Source organism: Candidatus Cloacimonadota bacterium (assembly GCA_034722995.1).
GTDB lineage: Bacteria > Cloacimonadota > Cloacimonadia > JGIOTU-2 > JGIOTU-2 > JAGMCF01.
In genome coordinates, this window is sequence record JAYEOL010000051.1 from 1 (window position 1) to 20900 (window position 20900).

19 protein-coding genes are annotated in these 20900 nt (G+C 33.5%); all 19 read right to left on the reverse strand.

What is annotated here, in order from left to right; translation table 11 throughout:
• Positions 1-144 precede the first annotated feature (144 nt).
• The gene (locus tag U9R23_06140) at positions 145-594 is read right to left on the reverse strand and encodes a T9SS type A sorting domain-containing protein (protein MEA3475996.1); all 450 of its coding nucleotides are present in this window, start codon (positions 592-594) and stop codon (positions 145-147) included.
• Positions 595-714: 120 nt separating this feature from the next.
• The gene (locus U9R23_06145; GenBank protein ID MEA3475997.1) at positions 715-1626 is read right to left on the reverse strand and encodes a hypothetical protein; all 912 of its coding nucleotides are present in this window, start codon (positions 1624-1626) and stop codon (positions 715-717) included.
• Between the two features lie 129 nt (positions 1627-1755).
• Positions 1756-3084, reverse strand: coding sequence for a thymidine phosphorylase (locus tag U9R23_06150; GenBank protein ID MEA3475998.1), 1329 nt, complete (start codon positions 3082-3084; stop codon positions 1756-1758).
• A gap of 33 nt (positions 3085-3117) precedes the next feature.
• Positions 3118-3705: a hypothetical protein gene (locus U9R23_06155; protein ID MEA3475999.1), complete on the reverse strand. Its 588-nt coding sequence runs from the start codon at positions 3703-3705 to the stop codon at positions 3118-3120.
• Positions 3706-3864: 159 nt separating this feature from the next.
• A complete protein-coding gene (gene gyrA, locus U9R23_06160) occupies positions 3865-6348 on the reverse strand; it encodes a DNA gyrase subunit A (GenBank protein MEA3476000.1) in 2484 nt (827 codons plus the stop codon).
• Positions 6349-6561: 213 nt separating this feature from the next.
• Positions 6562-8457, reverse strand: a complete 1896-nt coding sequence (gyrB, locus tag U9R23_06165) for a DNA topoisomerase (ATP-hydrolyzing) subunit B (protein MEA3476001.1) — start codon at positions 8455-8457, stop codon at positions 6562-6564.
• A gap of 36 nt (positions 8458-8493) precedes the next feature.
• The gene (locus tag U9R23_06170; GenBank protein MEA3476002.1) at positions 8494-9084 is read right to left on the reverse strand and encodes a PASTA domain-containing protein; all 591 of its coding nucleotides are present in this window, start codon (positions 9082-9084) and stop codon (positions 8494-8496) included.
• 1 nt (position 9085) lies between these two features.
• Entirely contained in the window at positions 9086-10402 is a 1317-nt protein-coding gene (gene rsmB / locus U9R23_06175; GenBank protein MEA3476003.1) for a 16S rRNA (cytosine(967)-C(5))-methyltransferase RsmB, read from the reverse strand.
• Positions 10403-10551: 149 nt separating this feature from the next.
• Entirely contained in the window at positions 10552-11151 is a 600-nt protein-coding gene (gene ruvA / locus U9R23_06180) for a Holliday junction branch migration protein RuvA (GenBank protein ID MEA3476004.1), read from the reverse strand.
• Between the two features lie 41 nt (positions 11152-11192).
• The gene (ruvC, locus tag U9R23_06185; protein MEA3476005.1) at positions 11193-11735 is read right to left on the reverse strand and encodes a crossover junction endodeoxyribonuclease RuvC; all 543 of its coding nucleotides are present in this window, start codon (positions 11733-11735) and stop codon (positions 11193-11195) included.
• Positions 11728-12477, reverse strand: coding sequence for a YebC/PmpR family DNA-binding transcriptional regulator (locus tag U9R23_06190; protein MEA3476006.1), 750 nt, complete (start codon positions 12475-12477; stop codon positions 11728-11730). The genes ruvC and U9R23_06190 overlap by 8 nt, the downstream gene beginning before the upstream one ends.
• Before the next feature lie 12 nt (positions 12478-12489).
• The gene (locus tag U9R23_06195; protein MEA3476007.1) at positions 12490-12873 is read right to left on the reverse strand and encodes a hypothetical protein; all 384 of its coding nucleotides are present in this window, start codon (positions 12871-12873) and stop codon (positions 12490-12492) included.
• Positions 12874-12897: 24 nt separating this feature from the next.
• Positions 12898-14949, reverse strand: coding sequence for an elongation factor G (gene fusA / locus U9R23_06200; protein MEA3476008.1), 2052 nt, complete (start codon positions 14947-14949; stop codon positions 12898-12900).
• Positions 14950-15316: 367 nt separating this feature from the next.
• The gene (locus U9R23_06205; protein MEA3476009.1) at positions 15317-16096 is read right to left on the reverse strand and encodes a hypothetical protein; all 780 of its coding nucleotides are present in this window, start codon (positions 16094-16096) and stop codon (positions 15317-15319) included.
• 144 nt (positions 16097-16240) lie between these two features.
• Positions 16241-16657: an archease gene (locus tag U9R23_06210; GenBank protein ID MEA3476010.1), complete on the reverse strand. Its 417-nt coding sequence runs from the start codon at positions 16655-16657 to the stop codon at positions 16241-16243.
• Positions 16658-16783: 126 nt separating this feature from the next.
• A complete protein-coding gene (locus tag U9R23_06215) occupies positions 16784-17557 on the reverse strand; it encodes a class I SAM-dependent methyltransferase (GenBank protein ID MEA3476011.1) in 774 nt (257 codons plus the stop codon).
• Positions 17558-17635: 78 nt separating this feature from the next.
• Positions 17636-19087: an RtcB family protein gene (locus tag U9R23_06220; GenBank protein ID MEA3476012.1), complete on the reverse strand. Its 1452-nt coding sequence runs from the start codon at positions 19085-19087 to the stop codon at positions 17636-17638.
• 50 nt (positions 19088-19137) lie between these two features.
• A complete protein-coding gene (locus U9R23_06225; protein MEA3476013.1) occupies positions 19138-19908 on the reverse strand; it encodes a DUF116 domain-containing protein in 771 nt (256 codons plus the stop codon).
• On the reverse strand, positions 19895-20875 hold the full coding sequence (gene fmt, locus U9R23_06230) for a methionyl-tRNA formyltransferase (GenBank protein MEA3476014.1): 981 nt from the start codon (positions 20873-20875) through the stop codon (positions 19895-19897). The genes U9R23_06225 and fmt overlap by 14 nt, the downstream gene beginning before the upstream one ends.
• Between the last annotated feature and the right edge of the window lie 25 nt (positions 20876-20900).

The window sequence follows — 20900 nt, forward strand, 5'->3', positions numbered from 1 at the left end:
GTAGTTGTATTATTTTTCTAAAAAATAAAGAGGAAAATCTTATTATTGAAGATTCTCCTCTTCACGATTATAATATTTGTCGCTTTATCTCATCAGAATTTATTCTACGAAGCTTTAACGAAGTAGAATTTATCCTACGAAGTTTTAACGAAGTAGGACCATTTTTTTAGTTATTGATTTTTCACCTGTATCAAGTTTGTATAGATATATTCCGTTCGAAAGTTGTTTTCCATTTGAATCTTTACCATCCCAGACAATTGAAGATTGATCATTATTGATTGAGAATTGTTTTACCAGTTGACCTTTTACATTATAAATTTCTATATGTGTATGCCCTGTAAAATCTTTACTATTTAATAAGGCATTATCTGTCCGCCAGCCGGCGGAGTGAATATGAAAAGAAAACGTGATATTACTACTCACAGGATTAGGATAGCATTCCAAAGAATATTCTATTTCATTTGATATAATAATGTCATCTACAGGAACATTACCATTATTATCTATCTTTATAAGAACAATGTTATAATTCAAACTATCGTTATTACTTGAGTAACCACAAACCATGTAGCTACTATCAGGTGTATAGCACATATCAGTTATATATCTACCAGAGCCACCTTCCCCATAATAATAGCACCATTCTTCATTACCATTCGTATCTGTCTTTACAATATAAGCTGTTGGAGTGCCTGAGTTACCAGCAAAAATATATCATCCTTCATAAGTTTGCAATACTGCATAACCAACCGCAGCACAGTTTCCATTAAAAACATTGTGCCATTCTTCATTACCGTCAGCATCAGTTTTTACTAAATAGGCATCATATTGGTTAGGAACTGTAGAAAGAGAGCGAGTTTTACCAATAGCTATATATCCACCATCGGTCGTTTGAATTGCATCATAGCCCCTATCCCAATCCAAACCACCAAAAGTTTTTCTCCATAACTCATTACCGTTACTACCAACCTTGACCAATCCTAAAAAACTATTAATTTCACCACATATAATAAAACAACTATCATTTGTTGGAGAAATACTGTTACCCCAATCATCAGGTGGTGTTTCGTATATGTTAAACCATTCCCGCTCTCCATTTTTATCAACCTTTACAGTATATATTTCTCCCCAGTTGCGACCTATTGATGTTTCACCTGTTACCACATAACCACTATCAGGAGCACAAGCAACTGATAAACCGGTTGAGTGCCTATCGTAATCCACTACATGCTCCCACTCCACATTTCCTTCTGAATCTGTTTTTGCTATATAAATATGTGAATAATAAACAGCAGTTCTAGATGCCCCGACTACAAAGCCACCATCTGGAGCAACTTTTACATCTCCACCCAAACTGAAATATGCTCCACCAAAACGTTTTCTCCAAATTATATCGCCTGCTGTATCTACTTTCGTCAAATGGAAAATATTTTCAGGTGGTACATTGAATTCCCCGCTTCCCAAGCTGCCAAATATTATATATTTCCCATCAGGAGTTTGTTCTATCCCATATGCAACATCTCTTTCTGGAGTGTCAATAACTCTCACCCATGAATATAGAGAATAATTTAATAGTAACAATATAAATAATGGTAGTAATATTTTGGTTAAAAGTATTTCTCTCATTATAATTTTCCTTTCTTTTAAGAATTAAACTAAAACCAAATTTTTGTCTTTATTTTGTCAAATAAAAAAAAATAATTTTCAGGTTTTTATCCCTTCTATTCATAAAATCCCATTAGCAAATTCACCATCTTATAGATAATCAGAATTATAACTTCCCAGAATCATACTTCCTTTTTGAACTAATTCTCTAACAATTAAGTAAGATTTCTTAATCCTATCAGCAACTCTCTCCCCTTTGTCATTATTATAAAAAAGTTCTGCTAAAACTTCATCCTTCTGAACATAGTCACCGACTTTTTTAGATAATTTAAGACCTGCAGTATAATCAATTTTATCAGAAATTTTCCTTCTTCCTGCACCTACATCAATCAATGCCCAACCTATTTCTCTGCTGTTAATATCCTTAACATATCCTTCTTTTTCTGCAATAATTGGAAGAGTGTATTTTGCTTTCCCTAAGATTGAACAGTCATTAACAATACCTGGATTACCACCTTGTAATTCAACAAATTTAGCAAATCTTTGTAATGGTTTCCCAGATTTTATTGTTTGCATTATCATTTCTTCAGCCTGATTCTTGGTCTCAACAATTTTACCCATAATCAACATTTCAGTAAGTAAAGCAAAAGTTACTTCTTTCAAATCCTCTTGATAATTTTCTTTTAGAAATTCAATGCATTCAATTATCTCAATGCTATTTCCAATACAAGAACCCAGAGGTGAATCCATATTTGTAAATAAAATTTTAACCGTTTTACCAAATCTTGCACCTATCTTACTAAACGATTCAGCCAAATTTTTTGCAGTATCTAAACCTTTGGCAAATGCCCCTTCTCCAATTTTCAGGTCAATAACCAGACCATCAATTCCAGAAGCAATCTTTTTACTCATTATGCTTGCAGTAATAAGTGGGATGCTTTCAACCGTTCCAGTTACATCACGCAGAGCATAGATTCTTCTATCTGCAGGAACAATCTCTTTGGATTGACCAATGATTGCAAAATGGTTTTGCAAAACCAATTCCTTGAATCTTTTCAAAGATATTTGAGTTTGAAATCCGGGTATGGATTCAAGTTTATCAAGAGTACCACCTGTATGTCCCAAACCTCTTCCAGAAATCATTGGCACGAAAAGACCACATTCTGCTGCAATGGGTGCCAGAACTATTGAAACTTTATCTCCAACCCCACCTGTGCTATGTTTATCAATGAATCTACCACTCGTATCCTCAAATTTTATTACTTCACCTGAAGAGATGTATTCTTGCGTTAACCAGTAAGTTTCATCAAAATCCATACCTTTAAGAAGAGTTGCCATAAGCATTGCAGACATCTGATATTCAGAGATATTATCTCTTAGATATTCAGTTAAGAAAAAATGGATTTCATCTTTATTTAATTTCTTTCCATCTCTTTTCTTGATAATTAATTCAGTAGGATTCATTATTAAAACTTTCAATCCGCCAGCTGGCGGATTGAAAGTTTATCTCCTCTAATCAGTTATGGCAAACTCCACAACATCATTATTATATAGAATTTTAAAGAAGGAACCTTTTTTGTATTCCAATTTTTCAAAAAAGATATAACCGCTTTCTTGAGCTTGTGACCTTATATTTCTAAATTGAAATGCTTTGAGTTTTATATTACGCATTCCTTCAAGCCGATTTGCACATTCTTCTTTCAATTCTTCTTTATCCTTTGAATCAAAATTTAGCAAATAATTCATATCATAGTATTGGTCATTTCCATACATAATCTTAACAACTTCATCGCTATCAAATAAATTATACTGTTCACCTTTTTCATCAAGCAGGACAAATGAATTTTTATTTATTGGCATTGTTTCTCTGGTTTTATTTCTAAATATCAGATAAAAAACTGTGAAATAATTTTCAAGATTTTGTGGTGAATCGTTCCAACTTTGCGGTTGAATTGCAATATCATATTCTTTCCTACTCATTAAAGCAAAATCTTCTTTGATTTTAACATTTTTGGATTTGATAGGAACAATTTTGGTGGCACAAGCAGATAGAAGAACTATGAGTAACGCTAATCCAGTTTTTTTGATTATACTATTCATAATAGAAACTCCATTATAACGCTGACGCTGTCAAACTGGCTAAAGCCGTCATAACGCTTCGCTGTCATAAATTGTCATAATGCATTACTGTCTAATAACAATATTTGACGCTCTGAAGGAGCATTTGACGATTCGCCAATTGGCGAATCATTTGACTATTTATGATTCCGTCATAGTCTCATTTTCATCGGACTCTACTGATATTTCATTCTCATTAGCCTCTTCATGTTCAAGCAAAGTAATATCAGTTGCTTTATCTCCTTCGTTTAATCTTATCAAACGCATACCTTGAGTATTACGGCTGATAACTGAGATTTTCTCAATATGCTGTCTAATCACCTTTCCAGAATTTGTAATAATTATCAAATCATCATCATCAATGACTTCATTTATCTTTACCAAAGCTCCGTTTCTTTCAGTTGTTTTGATTGTAATAACACCCATACTTCCTCTTTTAGTAATGCGGTAATCAGCAATTGCAGTTCTTTTCCCATATCCATTTTCCGTTAGAACCAGGAGTGTACCGTGTCTTTTGACAACAACCATTCCAATCACTTCATCATCTTTTCTTAATCTTATACCACGAACACCATAAGTGTTTCTTCCTTGAGGTCTTACATTTTGTTCAAAAAATCTGTTAGCATAACCCTTTTTAGTTGCTAAAATTATTTCATTACTCCCATAAGTAATTTGCGCATCAAGAAGTTCATCATCTTCTGCTATTTTGATAGCAATAATTCCACAAGTTCTTGGATGACTAAATGAAGTCAACTCTGTCTTCTTTACAATACCTTTTTTGGTTGACATCATAATAAATTGGTCTTCATTAAAATTTTTGACAGCCACATAAGTTCTTATTTTCTCGTCCTTTTCTAATAGAAGTAAATTAACGATAGCCTTTCCGCGAGCAAGTCTTCCACCTCTTGGTATTTCATAAACTTTTAGCCAGTAGCATTTTCCTTTATCTGTAAAAAACAGTATGTAACTATGAGTAGAGGCTACAAAAATACTTTTTACAAAATCATTTTCTTTTAGAGATACTCCAGCTAATCCCTTGCCGCCTCGTGCTTGTCTGTGATAAATGCTTATAGGTAATCTTTTTATATAACCTGCATAAGAGATTGTAACAATCATATCTTCATCAGCAATAAGGTCTTCTATATTTAGTTCATCAGGGTTTTCAATAATCTGGGTTCTTCTTGGGTCAGAGAATTTATCTTTAATTTCTTGAAGTTCCTTTTTAATAATCTCCATTCTCATATCTTTATTTTCTAAAATACTGCCATATTCAGCAATATTCTTGATTTGTTGTAGATATTCTGTTTCTAAGTTTTCTCTTTCCAAACCTGTTAACTTTTCCAATTTCATATCTAATATTGCTTTAGCTTGAATCTCAGACAAATCGAATTTTACAATAAGTCTTTGTTTTGCTTCTTTAGCCTTTTTGGATGAGCGAATTATTGAAATGGTTTCATCAATATTGTCTAAAGCAATTTTAAGCCCTTCTAATAAATGAGCTTTTTCCTCAGCCTTTTTTAGTTTGAATTTGGTTCGGCGTACCACAATCGTATGCCTTGACTTAAGGTATTCATTCAGCGTTTGTTTCATCGTAAGTACTGTGGGAATTTGATTAACCAGCATCAGATTAATTACTCCGTATGTTATTTGCAAGTAAGAATATTTATAAAGAGAGTTTAATAAAATTTTTGGGTCCTCATTTCTTTTAATTTCAATTACCAAACGCATTCCATCTCTATCTGATTCATCACGGATATTTGAGATACTTGTAATTCTGTTGCTTTTGATTTGAGCGATTATATTTTCAATCAATAATCTCTTACTTAACTGATATGGCAATTCTGTAATTATAATGTTATTTTTCCCGGATTTAACATTTTCAATATATGCCTTGCCTCTAACAGTTAATTTTCCTCTCCCTGTAGTGAAATATTCATAAATAGGCAGTTTTCCACAAATAAATCCACCTGTTGGAAAGTCAGGTCCCTTAATATATTCCATTAATTCTTCACTTTTGATTTCAGGATTATCAATAAGAGCAATTAAGCCATCAACAATCTCACCTATGTTATGCGGAGGAATATTAGTAGCCATTCCGACAGCGATTCCACTACTGCCATTTGCAAGCAAGTTCGGAAATTTTGATGGCAATATCGCAGGTTCTTTTCGTGTATCATCATAGTTAGGAACAAAATCTACAGTATCCATTTTTATATCTTCAAGCATACTTACAGATGTATGTTCTAATTGTGCTTCTGTATAACGCATTGCAGCTGGTGGGTCACCATCAATAGAGCCGAAATTTCCCTGTCCTCTAATTAGTGGATAACGCATATTCCACTCTTGAGCCAACCTAACTAAAGTAGGATAAATAACCTGTTCTCCGTGAGGATGGTAGTTACCAGATGTGTCACCAGCAATTTTTGCACATTTACGAAAACCCTTACCCGGGGCAAGGTTCAATTCGTGCATTGAATAAATAATTCTTCGTTGTGAAGGTTTCAACCCATCCCTCAAATCTGGCAATGCCCGAGAGACCAAAACACTCATTGAGTATTTAAGGTATGAATTTTTCATTTCATCTTCAATATCAGTCTTGATAATTTGTCCTCTTCTTTCAATCATTCTTATCTCCTATCTGTTAGATGATGGATGCACTCCAAAATTTTCATCGTTTATACTTTAATAAGTCAATTTTTATCCTATCAGTTTGGGTTGGTTCGTGCCTGCCCTGTGAAATAGTCCCGATTCACCCTTCGTCCCGAATGCTTTCGGGACTACGGAGAACGGGTATATCGGGATTCCTTCTTTGAAGGATTTCACAGGGTAAATTCGTGGCTAAACATCCAAATCCTGCACATATTTTGCATTTTCAATAATAAATTCTCTTCTTGGCTTTACTTGAGAACCCATTAGAATATCAAAAGTGCGATCTGCTTCAACTGCATCTTCAATCATAATCTTTACAAGAGTTCGCCTTTCAGGGTCAAGTGTGGTTTCCCAAAGCTGGTCTGGATTCATCTCACCTAAGCCCTTATATCTTTGAACTGCAATACCTACATCACCAAACGCATTGATGATTCTGTCTTTTTCTTCATCAGAGAAAGCATATTTAACAGCTTTACCTTTTTTAATCTTATATAATGGTGGTTTTGCAATGAATATATAACCATATTCAATAAGAGGTTTCATATATCTGAAGAAGAATGTAAGAATCAATGTTGCGATGTGCTCACCATCTACATCAGCATCAGCCATAATAATAATCTTATGATAACGGGCTTTTGAAACATCAAACTCATCATGGATGCCAGCACCAATTGCAGAAATTATTGGTTCAATTTTATCATTATTAAGGACTTTATCTAATCTTGCTTTTTCTACATTCAACATCTTACCCCACAAAGGCAGGATAGCTTGAAATCTTCTATCTCTTCCCTGTTTGGCTGAGCCGCCAGCAGAGTCACCTTCAACTATAAATAATTCACATCTTTCTGGCTCCTTTGAGGAACAGTCCGCTAATTTTCCTGGCAGACTACCGCTATCAAGAAGACTTTTTCTGCGGGTAATCTCTTTGGCTTTCTGGGCAGCAGCCCTTGAACGAGCAGCAATTATTGCCTTGTTAATAACCTTACGAACAACAGAGGGATTCTCTTCAAAAAAATCTGATAACTTCTCTCTTACAAGAGAATGTACAATCCCTTCTACATCTGTGTTAACCAATTTTGTCTTAGTCTGACCTTCAAATTGTGGATTAGGCAATTTCACACTAATCACAGCAGTAACACCTTCTCTGATATCATCTCCACTTATTGTTATCTTTTCCTTTTTTAAAATCTGATAATCCTTAATATACTGATTTAGAGATCTTGTAAGTGCAAGTTTAAATCCAGTAAGATGGCTTCCTCCCTCAATAGTATTGATATTATTTGCATACGAAAAAATATTTTTATGATATGATTGAGTATATTGAATAGCGGCTTCAATATGAACATCATTTCTTACACCAGAGATGTATATTGGCGTTTTAAAGATTGGCACTTTGCTCTCATTAAGAAATTTTACAAAAGATGTAATGCCACCAGCATATTTAAAGTTATGCTTTTTATCAGTTCTTTTATCCCAAATATTGATTTCTAAACCTTTATTTAAAAAGGATAACTCACGCAATCTTTGTGAAAGAATATCAAAGCTAAATTCAATCGTGTCAAAAATCTCATCATCAGGAATAAAAGTAATATCTGTGCCTGTCTTTTTCGTATTACCAACTATTTCTAACTTAGATTTTACTTTACCCTTTTCATACCATTGTCTATAAATCTTTCTGTCTTTATATACTTTGACTTCCAACCACTTTGATAAGGCGTTTACAACTGAGACGCCGACTCCATGCAATCCACCGGCAACTTTGTATATCTTATCATCAAATTTTCCACCAGCATGCAACATAGTCATCACAACCTGAACAGCTGGAAGTTTCTGCTCTTTATGCATATCAACAGGAATGCCTCTACCGTTATCTTTAATTAGAATTGAATCATCAGTATTAATTATGACATCAACTTTTGTGCAAAAACCTGACATTGCCTCATCAATACTGTTATCTACCACTTCAAAAACTAAATGGTGCAATCCTCGTTCCCCAACTCCACCAATATACATAGATGGGCGTTTACGAACTGCACTTAATCCTTTTAAAACCTTAATCTTTCTTGCATCATATTTAGCTGTCATCTCTTAGCCTCTCTATAAAAATAAATCTATAAAACATTATTCTGTTGTATCTTTCAAATCCTCTAAAAATGTATCATATATACCCTTATCACCACTAATTTTGGTAGGTATTTTTCCCAAACTTACAACTAAATTTACTTTTGAATGCTTCGGCACATCCATACCATAAACAGGTTGGCTATATATCACCTTGTGCGCCACAATTTCATTAGAGTAGGAATAATTTATACTTCCAACCTGAAGACCTGTATTCATTAACCGATTTTTTGCTTCATTTATTGAAAGATTATCAAGAATAGGAATTTTCACTAATTCAGGACCTTTGCTTACAATGACATCAATTGTATAACCTTTTTTCACCATATTATTTGCAGGAGGGTCTTGTGCTATAATACTGCCCTCTAATATATCACTACTATTTCTTACACCAACTTCATCAATGTATAATCCTAATTTATAAAGGTCATGCTGGGCTTTTTCATAATTTTTATTAATTAAATTTGGTACAGCAACCTCATTCCTATGACGTGTATAAATCATCATGAAAGTTCTTGTTAAAACATATCCAAAGAGGAAGATGACAATAAGACTTAAAATTGCAAAAAGAATAGTTTTTAAAGCTTTCATATTATCTCTTCCTTAAGAGTGCAGAAAATGTTCCATCAATATTATGTTTAAATGGACAACTTTTTACATAAGAGTCAGTTATTAAACTTTTCTCAACAAAATTATCAGGTTTTTCTAAGTAAAATTCATTGTGAAATTCTAAAAAATTTTCTATCTGTTTTTCGTTTTCATCCGGGTTTAATGTACAAGTAGAATATACAATAATCCCATTATTTCTAACCAAATTGCTGGCATTATCTAATATTCTTTTTTGTAATGGAATCAAGGATTTTAAGCGATTTCTACTTTGAAATCTAATCTCAGGTTTCTTCTGCATTGCACCCCAACCTGAGCAGGGAACATCAAGAAGAATTTTATCAAATTTACTATCCACAGAAAAGGTTGTTGCATCTTTTTCAGAAAATTCAATATTTCTACACCTAATTCTTTGCGTATTTTCTTTAAGTAATCTCATTCGGTTCTTATCAATGTCATTTGCAATGATTTTGCCTTTATTATGTATAATAGCAGAAATAAGTAATGTTTTTCCACCAGGAGCTGCACATAAATCTAATATTTTATCCCCCTCTTTAGGTGCGAGAAGCATAACAGGAAGAGTAGTACTCTCATCCTGAATATAATAATAACCTTTTTGAAAAAGAGGGTCATCTAAAAAATGAAAATTGCTCATTAGTTTTACAATATACGGAAAGAATTTACTTCGTGAAAATTTTACATTTTCTTTTATAAGATGTTCCGCAAAATCTTCAAATGAAATCTTATCCGGGTCAAATCTAAGATGTAAGTTAGCTGGTCTGTTGAAATACTCACACATTTTGATTGTGTTTTCAGTTCCATATTCACTTAACCAACTTTCAATCATATATTGAGGAAAGGAATGCTTAATGGATAGGTAATGTGCTTGGCAATCATCAGGTAATTTTATACTATCTCTTTCTCTTATATATGAGCGAAGTATTGCATTAAGAAATTTGCACAACTTACTATTATAATGCTGATTACATATCGCAACCATTTCATTAACTGATGCATAATCCGGAATACTATTCATATAAATAATTTGATAAAGTCCCAATCTTAAAAAGTTTTTTATTTGGCTATCAATCGCAGAAAAACTACGCTTTTGAACTAAAGATTTTATCAAGAAATCAAGGAATATTTTCCTTTTTAAAACACCTTTTGTCAGAGCGTAAAATAATCTCTTTTCATTTTCCAACAGATTATATTTTTGAGTAAATTTTGCTAATACTTCTTCAGAACTCTGATTTTTAATAAGCACAGAATTCAAAGCAGAAAAAGTTATCTCACGAACATTCATTTATAGTGTTACAAATAAAGTTTTTTTACTTTTTGGATCATTGTAAGCTATTTATATTTTGGAGGTTGGATTTGAAATTTTATTCATTTTTAAATTATATCATGGCATTATGAGACAATACATGCCTTAATCAGTAAAAGTTTGCCATCTTATGAATATAACTGTCGTATAATTGTTTTTACGATTTCTCCAGATGAAGTTGGTTTATTTTTTGATAAAAATTTTTGTATCTCTCTTTTTACAGAAATCTTATTATATCCTAACGAAATTAAAGCGTTCTCAGCATCTGTGATAATGGCTCTCTCTTCCTTAGTTGCTTCGGTTCCTATTACTTCTTCTTCTATGAGTCTTTCAAAGCTATCTTTTAACTCAATAATAATTCTTTGTGAACTCTTTTTCCCGATTCCAGGCACAGAAGAAAGCAATTCAATATCTTGTTTTGCAACAGCTTCTATTAAACTCTTTACTGAAATTCCTGAAAGAATAGATATGGCAATCTTAGGACCAATGTTAGACACTTTAATAAGTGATTCAAAAATCTCTCGTTCCTCAGCGGTATAAAATCCAAAGAGTCGCAAGTCATTCTCTCGTACATAAAGATGTAAAAATAACTTGCAGGAGTCCCCTATCGCACCAATCTGGTCGTATGTACTTATCGGTATATTGACAGCATATCCTAAGCCATTATTTTTAATAACAACAGAAGTTGTCTTTTTTTCTTTGATTATTCCGGTTATAAAATCGTACATTTTTCATTAACCTTTCTCACCGAAAAATAAAATTCCGAAGATTATTTTTTAGAATAACGACTATGCTGGCTCTTTGTGACTTGCCTGTTAGCTGAACTCTTTTTATGGTAATGGCAAATCGCTATTGCAATTGCGTCTGTAATGTCATAAGAGAGTGGTAGCTCTTCAAGTTTAAGTATTGCTTTTACCATATATTGAACCTGTTTTTTTGAAGCATTTCCATTTCCCACAACTGCTCTCTTTACTTCACGGGGAGAATATTCATAAACTGGAATATTCTCCTGAGCTAAAGCTAACATCACTGCACCACGGGCTTCCCCCATAGAAAGAATTGACTTTACATTTTTCGCATAAAATATCGTCTCAATGCTTGCCTCATCCGGTTTATAATTCTTAACCAAAATTTTGATTTTATCGTATATTTTCTCAATCCTTTTCTGCAATTTTAAGCCGGGATTTACTTTAATGACTCCATATTCAATAGGGACTAAACTATTTTTTGAAGACAAATCAGCGGATAAAAATGCATACCCAGTTGCAGTGGTTCCCGGGTCAATCCCCAGGATAGTAAATTTATTACTCACTTGTTAACTTTTCCAGGATTTCATCATCAATTTGAAAGTTGGCATAGACATTCTGAACATCATCCAGATCTTCTAAGGCTTCAACCAATTTTATAATCTGAGTAGCTTTATCATTTGCAAGAACAGTGTTTTGAGGAATATAATCCAACTGAGCACTTTCAATTTTTATATTTTCCCTATCTAGTGCATTAACAACCTGATTCAATTCTTTTGCATCAGTATAGATTATAAAGAATTCATCTTGAGTAACAAAGTCTTCAGCCCCACAATCTAAAGCCTTCATCATTATCTCATCCTCATCATAGTCATTCTGGGGAACCATAACTGCGCCTGTTTTTTTGAAATTCCAAGCAACAGAGCCTTTTTCAGCAAGACTTCCATTATTAACAGAAAGAACATGCCGAATTGCAGAAACAGACCTTGCTTTATTATCAGTTAAAACCTGGATAAATAATGCAACTCCGCCAGGACCATACCCTTCGTAAAATAGAGTCTCATATCTTGTACCTTCTAATTCACCAGTTCCCTTTTTAATAGCGCGTTCAATATTGTCTTTTGGCATATTAACGGCATTTGCTTTAACAATTGCATTTTTCAAACTGGAATTTGATTCCGGATCTCCACCACCTTCCCGAGCAGCCACCATAATTTCTCTTATCACCTTGGTAAAAATTTTTCCTCTTTTAGCATCCTCTTTTGCTTTTTTGTGCTTTATAGAAGCCCATTTATTGTGGCCTGACATCTTTCCTCCAAACTATCTTGAATCTAAAAATCCCCCGATAATAGACAATATTGGCTTCAGTTTTTTACTGGTAGGGTCAACATCTACTCCAAAATTTTCTAACGCTGTTGCGCCAAGTAAAAACAAGGAATCCTTGGGCGCAAAAATAATGGGACAAGGAATCAAATCATTTAATCCTTCTATCTCAAAATCACAAAATCCCAGCAAACACTTAATTGTTCTTCCATCAGCTAAAATTAAATTTCTAGTACTGGTCGGTTCAATATGTATTTTTTCTAACCAATCTTCTGGTGCAAAAGAATATAATGCTCCTGTATCAACCCAAAATTCATTTTCAAAAAATAAACTGTTATCCTTAGTATTTGAAATTTTAACTTTTACTTTGAACATGCCCATAATATTTATCCTCCTTATAGAAATCTATTTTCCCCTTTTACTTTCCTCAATAACTTTTTGAGCTAAATCATTTGGAAGTTTCTGGTAATATGCAAAGTGTTGAGTAAAATATCCTTTACCCTGTGTGAGTGATTTTAGAGAGGTATGATATGAATATAATTCAGAAAGTGGCATTTCCGCATTGATAACCTGTTTATTATCTTCCTGTGACATTCCAAGAATCTTGCCCCGCCTACTGCTAATATCTCCCATTACATCACCCATATTTTCAGTTAGCACAACAATTTGTATCCTATGTATTGGCTCAAGAAGTATAGGATTTGCTTGCATAAATCCGTCTTTTAGAGCATGATAAGCAGCAAGTTTAAAAGAGAGTTCAGATGAATCCACTTCGTGAAATGTTCCATCGTAAAGTTCTACACAGATATCAACAACTGGGTAGTTAGCTAATATGCCATTTTTCATTGTTTCAACAACGCCTTTCTCCACAGCAGGAATAAATTTACTTGGTATTGCTCCGCCGACAATAGAATTAACAAACTCAAATCCTGTTCCGAGTTCTCGTGGTGATATTTTTATGTAAACTTCTCCATATTGGCCATGTCCTCCAGACTGCTTCTTGTGACGATATCTTGCCGCGGCTTTACCAGTAATAGTTTCTTTATATGGAATTTTGGGTTCAGTTAATTTTGTTGCAACATTGTATGTATTTTTAAGCCGTTTCTGAACAACGGCAATCTGGATTTCTCCCTGCCCAGCAATAATATTTTCATTAGTTTCAGTATTCATACCAGAATTTATAGTAGGGTCTCCATCGGTTATTTTAGCTAATGCAGCACCGATTTTATCTTCATCTGCTTGTGAAAGAGCTTTGATAGTTTTCCAATAAACTGGTTCGGGAAAAGAAATTGGTTTTACAACAACGGCTTCACCTTTCTCGGTTATAGAAAGGGAAGTTGTAGCATTTCTTAATTTAACCAAACCGCCAATATCACCAGCTGATATTTCTGTAGTCTCTTCTCTACTTCTGCCACATATATGATAAATTTGACCAATTTTATCTTTTGCACGCTTTTCAGTAATCTCTATCTCATCACCGGTAGTAAGTGAGTTTGCATACATTCTTACAATGGCTATTTCCCCCAAATTCGGTTCAGATAATGATTTCACAACATACCCTAATTTCTTATCGTAATTTACAAGATTTATTGATTCCGCCTCTCCATTTTTTGTAACCAAAATCTCACTAATATCTTTTGGGGACGGAAAGAAATGATTAATGAGATTCATTGTTTCTTTCACACCAATATTTTGAGTTGCTGAACAGCAGAATACAGGAATGGCATTGCATTGAATGATTGATTTTTTTAAACCAAAATTTATCTCACTTTCAGATAAAGAACCTTTGTCAAAATACTTTTCCATTAAATTATCATCAGATTCTGCTGCTGCTTCAACGACCTTCTCATGCCAATTTTCAACATCTTGTTGCAGTTCTTCTGGAATATTAATCGCTTTCCCACCTTTATACGCTTTCTTTATAATTGAGTTTATCACTCCACTAAATTTATCGCCTAAACCTATAGGAATCAAAACTGGCACAACAACCTGCTCACAAATATTGCTAAATCCCTCAATTATTTCATTAAATTTTGCATTTTCTTTACCTATCTTATTAATAATAATAGCTTTAGAGCACTTAATTGAATCAGCATATTTAATTGCATGCTCTGTCATTACCTCAATACCACTCACAGCATTAATTGTAATCAGTGCTGTTTCAACTGCCCGCAAAGAGGAGATCAAATCGCCTTTAAAATCGGTATAGCCTGGTGTATCTACAATATTATGTTTAACTTTATTCCATTCAAGATTTGCTACTGAGAGGCTAATGGACATCTTTTTTTCAATCTCATCCTTATCAAAATCCATTACTGTATTTCCTTCTTCTACTTTACCAAGTCTGTTAGTGACTCCTGAATTAAATAACATAGCTTCTGCAATGGAAGTTTTACCTGAACCATTGGCACCCACTAATGCAAAATTCCGTATGCTTTCCGTAGGGTATTTCTTCATTAAAATCCTCCTGAAAATCAATTCATTTATAACAATAATAACAAGTTATACTAAACAGTGTCAATCTTTTTATTTAATAGTTTTTATGGTATTTTACGGAATTTTTTCAGTATGATATTTAGCCAAAAAAGTATTAAAAAACAATGTGATTTGATTAATAAATTTTGGAAAAAATGTCACTCGTTGGCAAAAGATGATAAAATGAAATATAGGCTAACTATAAAGAATGGGCAAGAAAATTTTCCGAAGGAAATTGAACCGTTGCCAATAATGAAAAGTCTAATATTATCTATATAAATTTTACAATGTATAACTTTTATGCGGATATTCAAATATGTTAAATTCTAATATTGGTTATTTTCTCTACCTAATTTATTTTCAATTCCAGGCTATCAATAACTACCTGATTGGGCTTATTCCTATGTAAGTATAAGCCAACCTTAGTAATTAAAGCTTGTTTGAAATCAACATGTAATATATTGTTTTGGTGGAAATTTCTGTAATATTCTTTGATATCATTCTCAAAACAATCAATAACAAAATCAATTTCTGGAACTTTTCTCAAAAGTTCTTCATCTAAAAAATTCCCCAAATAATTTAACGAAATTATGAAATCAACCTTCTGATTTTTCAAGGAATCTACTTCTTCTCTTGCACAATCAAAAATACCAAAACGGAATTTAAATTCATCATTACTTGTAAAGAGGGCTGGATATAGGAATGGAAGGTCTGGAGTAAGAATTCCCATAAACCCGATTTTCAATGAATCAGACAATGTAATCACTTTGCTTTGAATAAATTCTATTCCGTTTTTTCTATTATTCCATTTTAAGTTTGAAGTGATAATGTTACGGGCATGCTTATGAACTATATCTGTATCTGATATTTCAGAAAATATTTGTGGAGTAAAAATGCTTATTAAATTTTCACAATTAATAAATTTCTGTTTTTGCGGAGATACGATTATAACATTTTGGTCTTGAACTATTATTGAATCTATTTTAGATAATTGTTGTAATTTGATTGAATCATTTGGGGCATATGATACACAAAGAAGGTGAATCTGTTCAGCAGTAATCTGGCATATAAAAATAACAATAAATAATATAAGAAAAAAGACGGACTTAAAAATAAACTTTATTTTCATATTTGCGTCTGTAGCACAGGCTGTAGCACAGGCTTCCAAGCCTATGTATTATTTAACGACCAAGCCTGTGTAATTAACGACCTTGGTTGGTCTCGGGCGCCCAGCCCGTCTAGTCGCCGAGACTGAACGGAAAGGTCGTTCTACTTAAATATCAAATGTAACGACTGCACTGTAAATACCCTTCTCTTTTTTAATTCCAATATTATGATATGTTACAGCCTTTATTTCTTGAGCGATTTTATCTAAATTTAGTGTATGATAATAGCAACTAATTGATATTTCATTATTTAAAAATTTATCAATATCAATATTATAGAAATAACGAAAGTTTGTATTAATTTGAAATAGTATTTCTCGTAAAAAATCAATATATAACACAGCCAAGTCTTTTGCAGAAAAATTTAAATGTATCTTACCAATTGTGTTTCTTATTTCACTTTGTGTGGCATTAAAGACAATCTCTGATAGTGAGAGAGCACTGTTTACAAACAGTTCTTCAATAGTTTTCCCAAAAAATTCTACTGATAAATCTGCTGTATGATCAATAAATCTGTATTTCATTTTGACGGACTTGTAAACTTGTCATATATACTTAACGCTTTGCGTGTTTGCCAAGTCCCGAAGGGATTTAGTGAAGCGTTATAAACGCGCTGTTATCTGCTGTAGGTTGCCGTTTAAATCTCATCTTCATTTTATTACTTTCTTCCAGTATTTTCTTTTCCATCCATCTGCTTCTTCGTATCTGTCGAAATCATAACTCTTCTCCAATAAATCATTATGTATTCGAGAAGGAGCGTCAATTGCTGCAGGACAGTGAATGATATACCCTTGATTCTTAACAATCCTTTCAAACTCCTGAAGTTCCTCTTCTAACTGCCAGCCCAATGCGTGAGACGTAATTATCACATCAACAGAATTATCGGGTAATGGAATTGAATGTAAAAATCCATCTGTTACATACAAGTTGTTGATTCCATCTCTCTTAGCTTTATCTTTAATAAATTGCCTAAGTCTTGCGACAGGCTCCATTGCAAAAACATATCTTGCATATTTAGCTGCTTCTAATGCGACACGCCCTGTTCCTGAACCCCCATCTAATATAATTTTGTCATCCAAAGATACTATAGAAGTTACCTCTTTGAAATCCCAATTATGAAATTCCAGTTTATCATAAACTTCTGGACACTTGTTATAGATTAAAATATCAGAACAAGTTTGGAGGACTTTCTTGATGCAAATAGCAAGCTCGTTGTTGTCTTTGACTGGTTCATTTTCTTTCTTAATCCTATTGATGAAATCAGTTATTGTAGGACATTTCCTCTTTAGAAAGTCTTCTATGGATGGGTTAGCCCACAGAGCTACTGCAAATTCCCTTTCAGTCACCCATCCCGGCAAATATGCAATCTGAAATTCCTCAAGCAAATAAAAATCCTCAAATTCAAGTCTTTCTGTTAGAAACATTCAAAACCTCCAAGTGATTAAAGCAACCTATTGCAGTTAACTAATTTACTAATTTACCAGTTAACTAATTTACTGTTTTTATCCTTTCAGTACACCAAGCGGACGAGTTCTAACGACTTTTTTTGCCAATCCTGCTAATGAAACCGCTTCTACAACCTCTGTTACATTTTTATAAGTATCAGGTGACTCTTCAACAAGTGTATTTCGTTGCACCGAATATACAACTATTCCCTTACTTTGTAATTGGTTTTTCACCTGATTGAAGTTGAATTTTCTTTTGGCAGCACTCCGACTCATAACACGACCTGCTCCATGACAGCAAGACCCGAATGTCTCTTTCATTGACTGGTTTGTTCCGACCATCAGGAAAGAGTGCGTTCCCATATCTCCCGGCACAATAACTGGTTGACCTGTTTTCTGAAATCTCTCCGCCAATTCAGATTGATGCGGGCCAAACGAGCGCGTAGCACCCTTTCTATGTACACATAATTCCATCTCTTTTCCGTTTATCTTATGTTTTTCAACTTTAGCAATATTATGACAAACATCATAAATAAGTCTAAATCCTAAATTAGATTTTGAGATTGATAGACTTTTTTGCAAAGCTCTATTTGTTAAACTCATCAGAACCTGGCGATTTGCCCAGGCATAATTTGCAGCACAAGACATTGCTTGAAAATAATCAGAGCCAAGTTTTGAGTTAAAAGGGGTACAAGCTAATTGTCTATCGGGAATTGAAAACGGTAACTTATTTATCTGACCAACCATCAAATGTAAATAATCATCGCAAACTTGATAGCCAAAACCGCGCGAACCACTATGAACCATAACAATTACCTGGTCTTTTGCCAGAGAAAATTCATTTGCCAGATTCTGGTCATAAACCTCATCAATGACTCCAATTTCCACAAAATGATTGCCTGAACCAAGAGTTCCTACCTGATTTAATCCTCTACCCCTTGCACGTTGGCTAACTTTATCGGGATTGGCTTCTTTCATTCTACCAAAGCTTTCAGTGGCTTCTAAATCTGACTCTTCTCCGTATCCTTGCTCTATAACCCATTTTGCTCCTTTGGTCATAACCTCCTCTTCTTCTTTCTGATTCAATCGCTTTATTGCACCGTGAGACCCAATTCCACTTGGAACAAATGCGTAAAATCCTTTAACAATCTCAGGAATCTTGTTTTTAATATCTTTGAGCAACAGATTTGTTCTGCAGAACCGCACGCCACAATTTATATCGTAGCCAACTCCACCTGGAGAGATAATCCCGTTTTTCAGCTCAAATGCAGCAACTCCACCAATTGGAAATCCATAACCATAATGGATGTCAGGCATTGCCATAGAATATTTTTGAATTCCTGGTAAAGTTGCGACATTTACCACCTGGGAGAGTGCATTGTCTCTGATAATTTGTGGAAGCATTGATTCAAGTGCATAAAATCTTGCGGGCACTCGCATATTGCCTTTTCTGGGAATTTCCCAGATTGCTTTAGAAACTTTCTTTATCTCATAATCTTTATATTTCATCTTTTTCCTTTGTACTATCTAATAATAAACCGCATTATTAATTTTGATTGCTATTTATCACTTTTCATAATTATCTTATTTAATGCTTCTCTGATGGTTTGCACATCTACCTTTGTATTTATACAGGGACCTTGAGGGCGAATATTTAGAATTCCAAAAGTCTTAATAGGAAAAGCATCCTGAATACCAGAGACAAGGTCTCTATAACACGCAACAGCAATAATTAATTTCGGTTTCTTCTTTAATACAATTCTTCTTGCCAAAGTTCCACCAGTTGCAATTGCTATATCAACACCAAATTCTTCTGCTAACTTAGAAATGTCTCCAATGTTACATTTTCCGCATCTTTTGCAATTATCTGGATTAACGGTTATTCTAATTGGACAAGAAGTATCTTGCAAACAATGTGGTAAAAGTATCAGCACATCAGATGCATTATATTTAGGACTTAGCGCTTTTATAAGTGAATCATTTACACTTACAAACGATTCGCCGATTTTTTCTTTTCTGATTCTAAAGATTCTGCCAACAAAAATGCAAATCGGGTACATAAATCTAATAAACAATTTAACAGCAAAATTGGCTATAAGGAAGTTCTTCTCAAAAACAGAGGTAAGAAAGACAAGTATTGTGCCAATTACTAAAATCAGAAAGAAAATTCTCAATGCTGAGAGTAAAACAAATGGTAAAGCCTGGTTAAATTCGTGTAGGCGTGGAGAAATAAAGTACCACAAGCCTGTTACCATAACCATTAATCCTATCAGACTAAAAGTTGATAACCAGAGAAAAAGCCCTTTACCAATAACTTTATTGTTTGCCATTATTGAATCTTTTGTTTCCTCTTAATATTTCTGGATGTCCCAAACTGAAAGCATAAGCAGACATCTCTTTTTTGCCTTCTGGTTTGATTGTTTCAATTAATAAAGCACAACTTCCAGTTCCAACAAGTATTCCTCGATCTTTTATTGCTTTTAAGATAAAACCAGATATCCCTTTATTATCTGGAAAGGGTTTTACTTTTAATATTTTTATTTCCATATTTTGAAAATAAGTAAATGCTCCTGGATATGGTGAAAGTCCTCTTATCAGATTTGCAACATCTTCTGCTGATTTGGTCCAGCATATTCTTCTTACATCTCTATTTATAAATTTGGAAAATGTGGCTGAACTCTCATCTTGTTGTATAGGATTTGCAATTCCATTGTCTATTAATGATAAAGCCTTTAATACATCTTCTGCACCTTTTTCACTTAATTTTTTCGATAAGCTACCATAATTATCTTCAGGCATAATTTTCATTTTGCTTTGATAAATAATATCACCAGCATCCATTTTTTTTGTCATAAAGAATATTGTATTCCCTGTTTCTTTATCTCCATTAAAAAGAGCCCAATTGATAGGAGATGGACCTCTATATTTAGGCAAAAGTGAAGGATGCAAATTTATACATCCGAATTTCGGAATATTCAGTATTTCCTGGGATAAAATTTTTCCAAATGCTGCGGCAATTATTAAGTCTGGATGGTAACTCTCAATCCTTTTTATGGCTTCTTCTCCGTTAATATCTTGAGGTTGAAAAACCGAGAGATTATGGCATAAACAATATTGTTTAATTGGTGAGAGCTTTAACTTCTGACCTCGTCCTCTTTTTTTATCGGGTTGTGTTATTACTAAAGTTGGAATTATACTGTTACTAACTAATGAAGAAAGAATAGGAACCGCAAAATCAGGCGTTCCCATAAAGATAACATTCTTAATTCTATTTATCCCCTGAAATGCTTTATTCATTTATTGACGAGCTTTATACCGGCAT

Excerpts from the sequence above, each read along its gene's own strand:
- gyrA (MEA3476000.1), bottom strand. The coding sequence starts at position 6,348 with ATGATTGAAAGAAGAGGACAAATTATCAAGACTGATATTGAAGATGAA.
- U9R23_06205 (MEA3476009.1), bottom strand. The coding sequence starts at position 16,096 with ATGAAAATAAAGTTTATTTTTAAGTCCGTCTTTTTTCTTATATTATTT.
- U9R23_06195 (MEA3476007.1), bottom strand. The coding sequence starts at position 12,873 with ATGGGCATGTTCAAAGTAAAAGTTAAAATTTCAAATACTAAGGATAAC.
- ruvA (MEA3476004.1), bottom strand. The coding sequence starts at position 11,151 with ATGTACGATTTTATAACCGGAATAATCAAAGAAAAAAAGACAACTTCT.
- U9R23_06225 (MEA3476013.1), bottom strand. The coding sequence starts at position 19,908 with ATGGCAAACAATAAAGTTATTGGTAAAGGGCTTTTTCTCTGGTTATCA.
- U9R23_06215 (MEA3476011.1), bottom strand. The coding sequence starts at position 17,557 with ATGTTTCTAACAGAAAGACTTGAATTTGAGGATTTTTATTTGCTTGAG.
- U9R23_06145 (MEA3475997.1), bottom strand. The coding sequence starts at position 1,626 with ATGAGAGAAATACTTTTAACCAAAATATTACTACCATTATTTATATTG.
- U9R23_06210 (MEA3476010.1), bottom strand. The coding sequence starts at position 16,657 with ATGAAATACAGATTTATTGATCATACAGCAGATTTATCAGTAGAATTT.
- U9R23_06170 (MEA3476002.1), bottom strand. The coding sequence starts at position 9,084 with ATGAAAGCTTTAAAAACTATTCTTTTTGCAATTTTAAGTCTTATTGTC.
- rsmB (MEA3476003.1), bottom strand. The coding sequence starts at position 10,402 with ATGAATGTTCGTGAGATAACTTTTTCTGCTTTGAATTCTGTGCTTATT.
- fusA (MEA3476008.1), bottom strand. The coding sequence starts at position 14,949 with ATGAAGAAATACCCTACGGAAAGCATACGGAATTTTGCATTAGTGGGT.
- fmt (MEA3476014.1), bottom strand. The coding sequence starts at position 20,875 with ATGAATAAAGCATTTCAGGGGATAAATAGAATTAAGAATGTTATCTTT.
- U9R23_06220 (MEA3476012.1), bottom strand. The coding sequence starts at position 19,087 with ATGAAATATAAAGATTATGAGATAAAGAAAGTTTCTAAAGCAATCTGG.
- U9R23_06190 (MEA3476006.1), bottom strand. The coding sequence starts at position 12,477 with ATGTCAGGCCACAATAAATGGGCTTCTATAAAGCACAAAAAAGCAAAA.
- U9R23_06140 (MEA3475996.1), bottom strand. The coding sequence starts at position 594 with ATGTGCTATACACCTGATAGTAGCTACATGGTTTGTGGTTACTCAAGT.
- gyrB (MEA3476001.1), bottom strand. The coding sequence starts at position 8,457 with ATGACAGCTAAATATGATGCAAGAAAGATTAAGGTTTTAAAAGGATTA.
- U9R23_06155 (MEA3475999.1), bottom strand. The coding sequence starts at position 3,705 with ATGAATAGTATAATCAAAAAAACTGGATTAGCGTTACTCATAGTTCTT.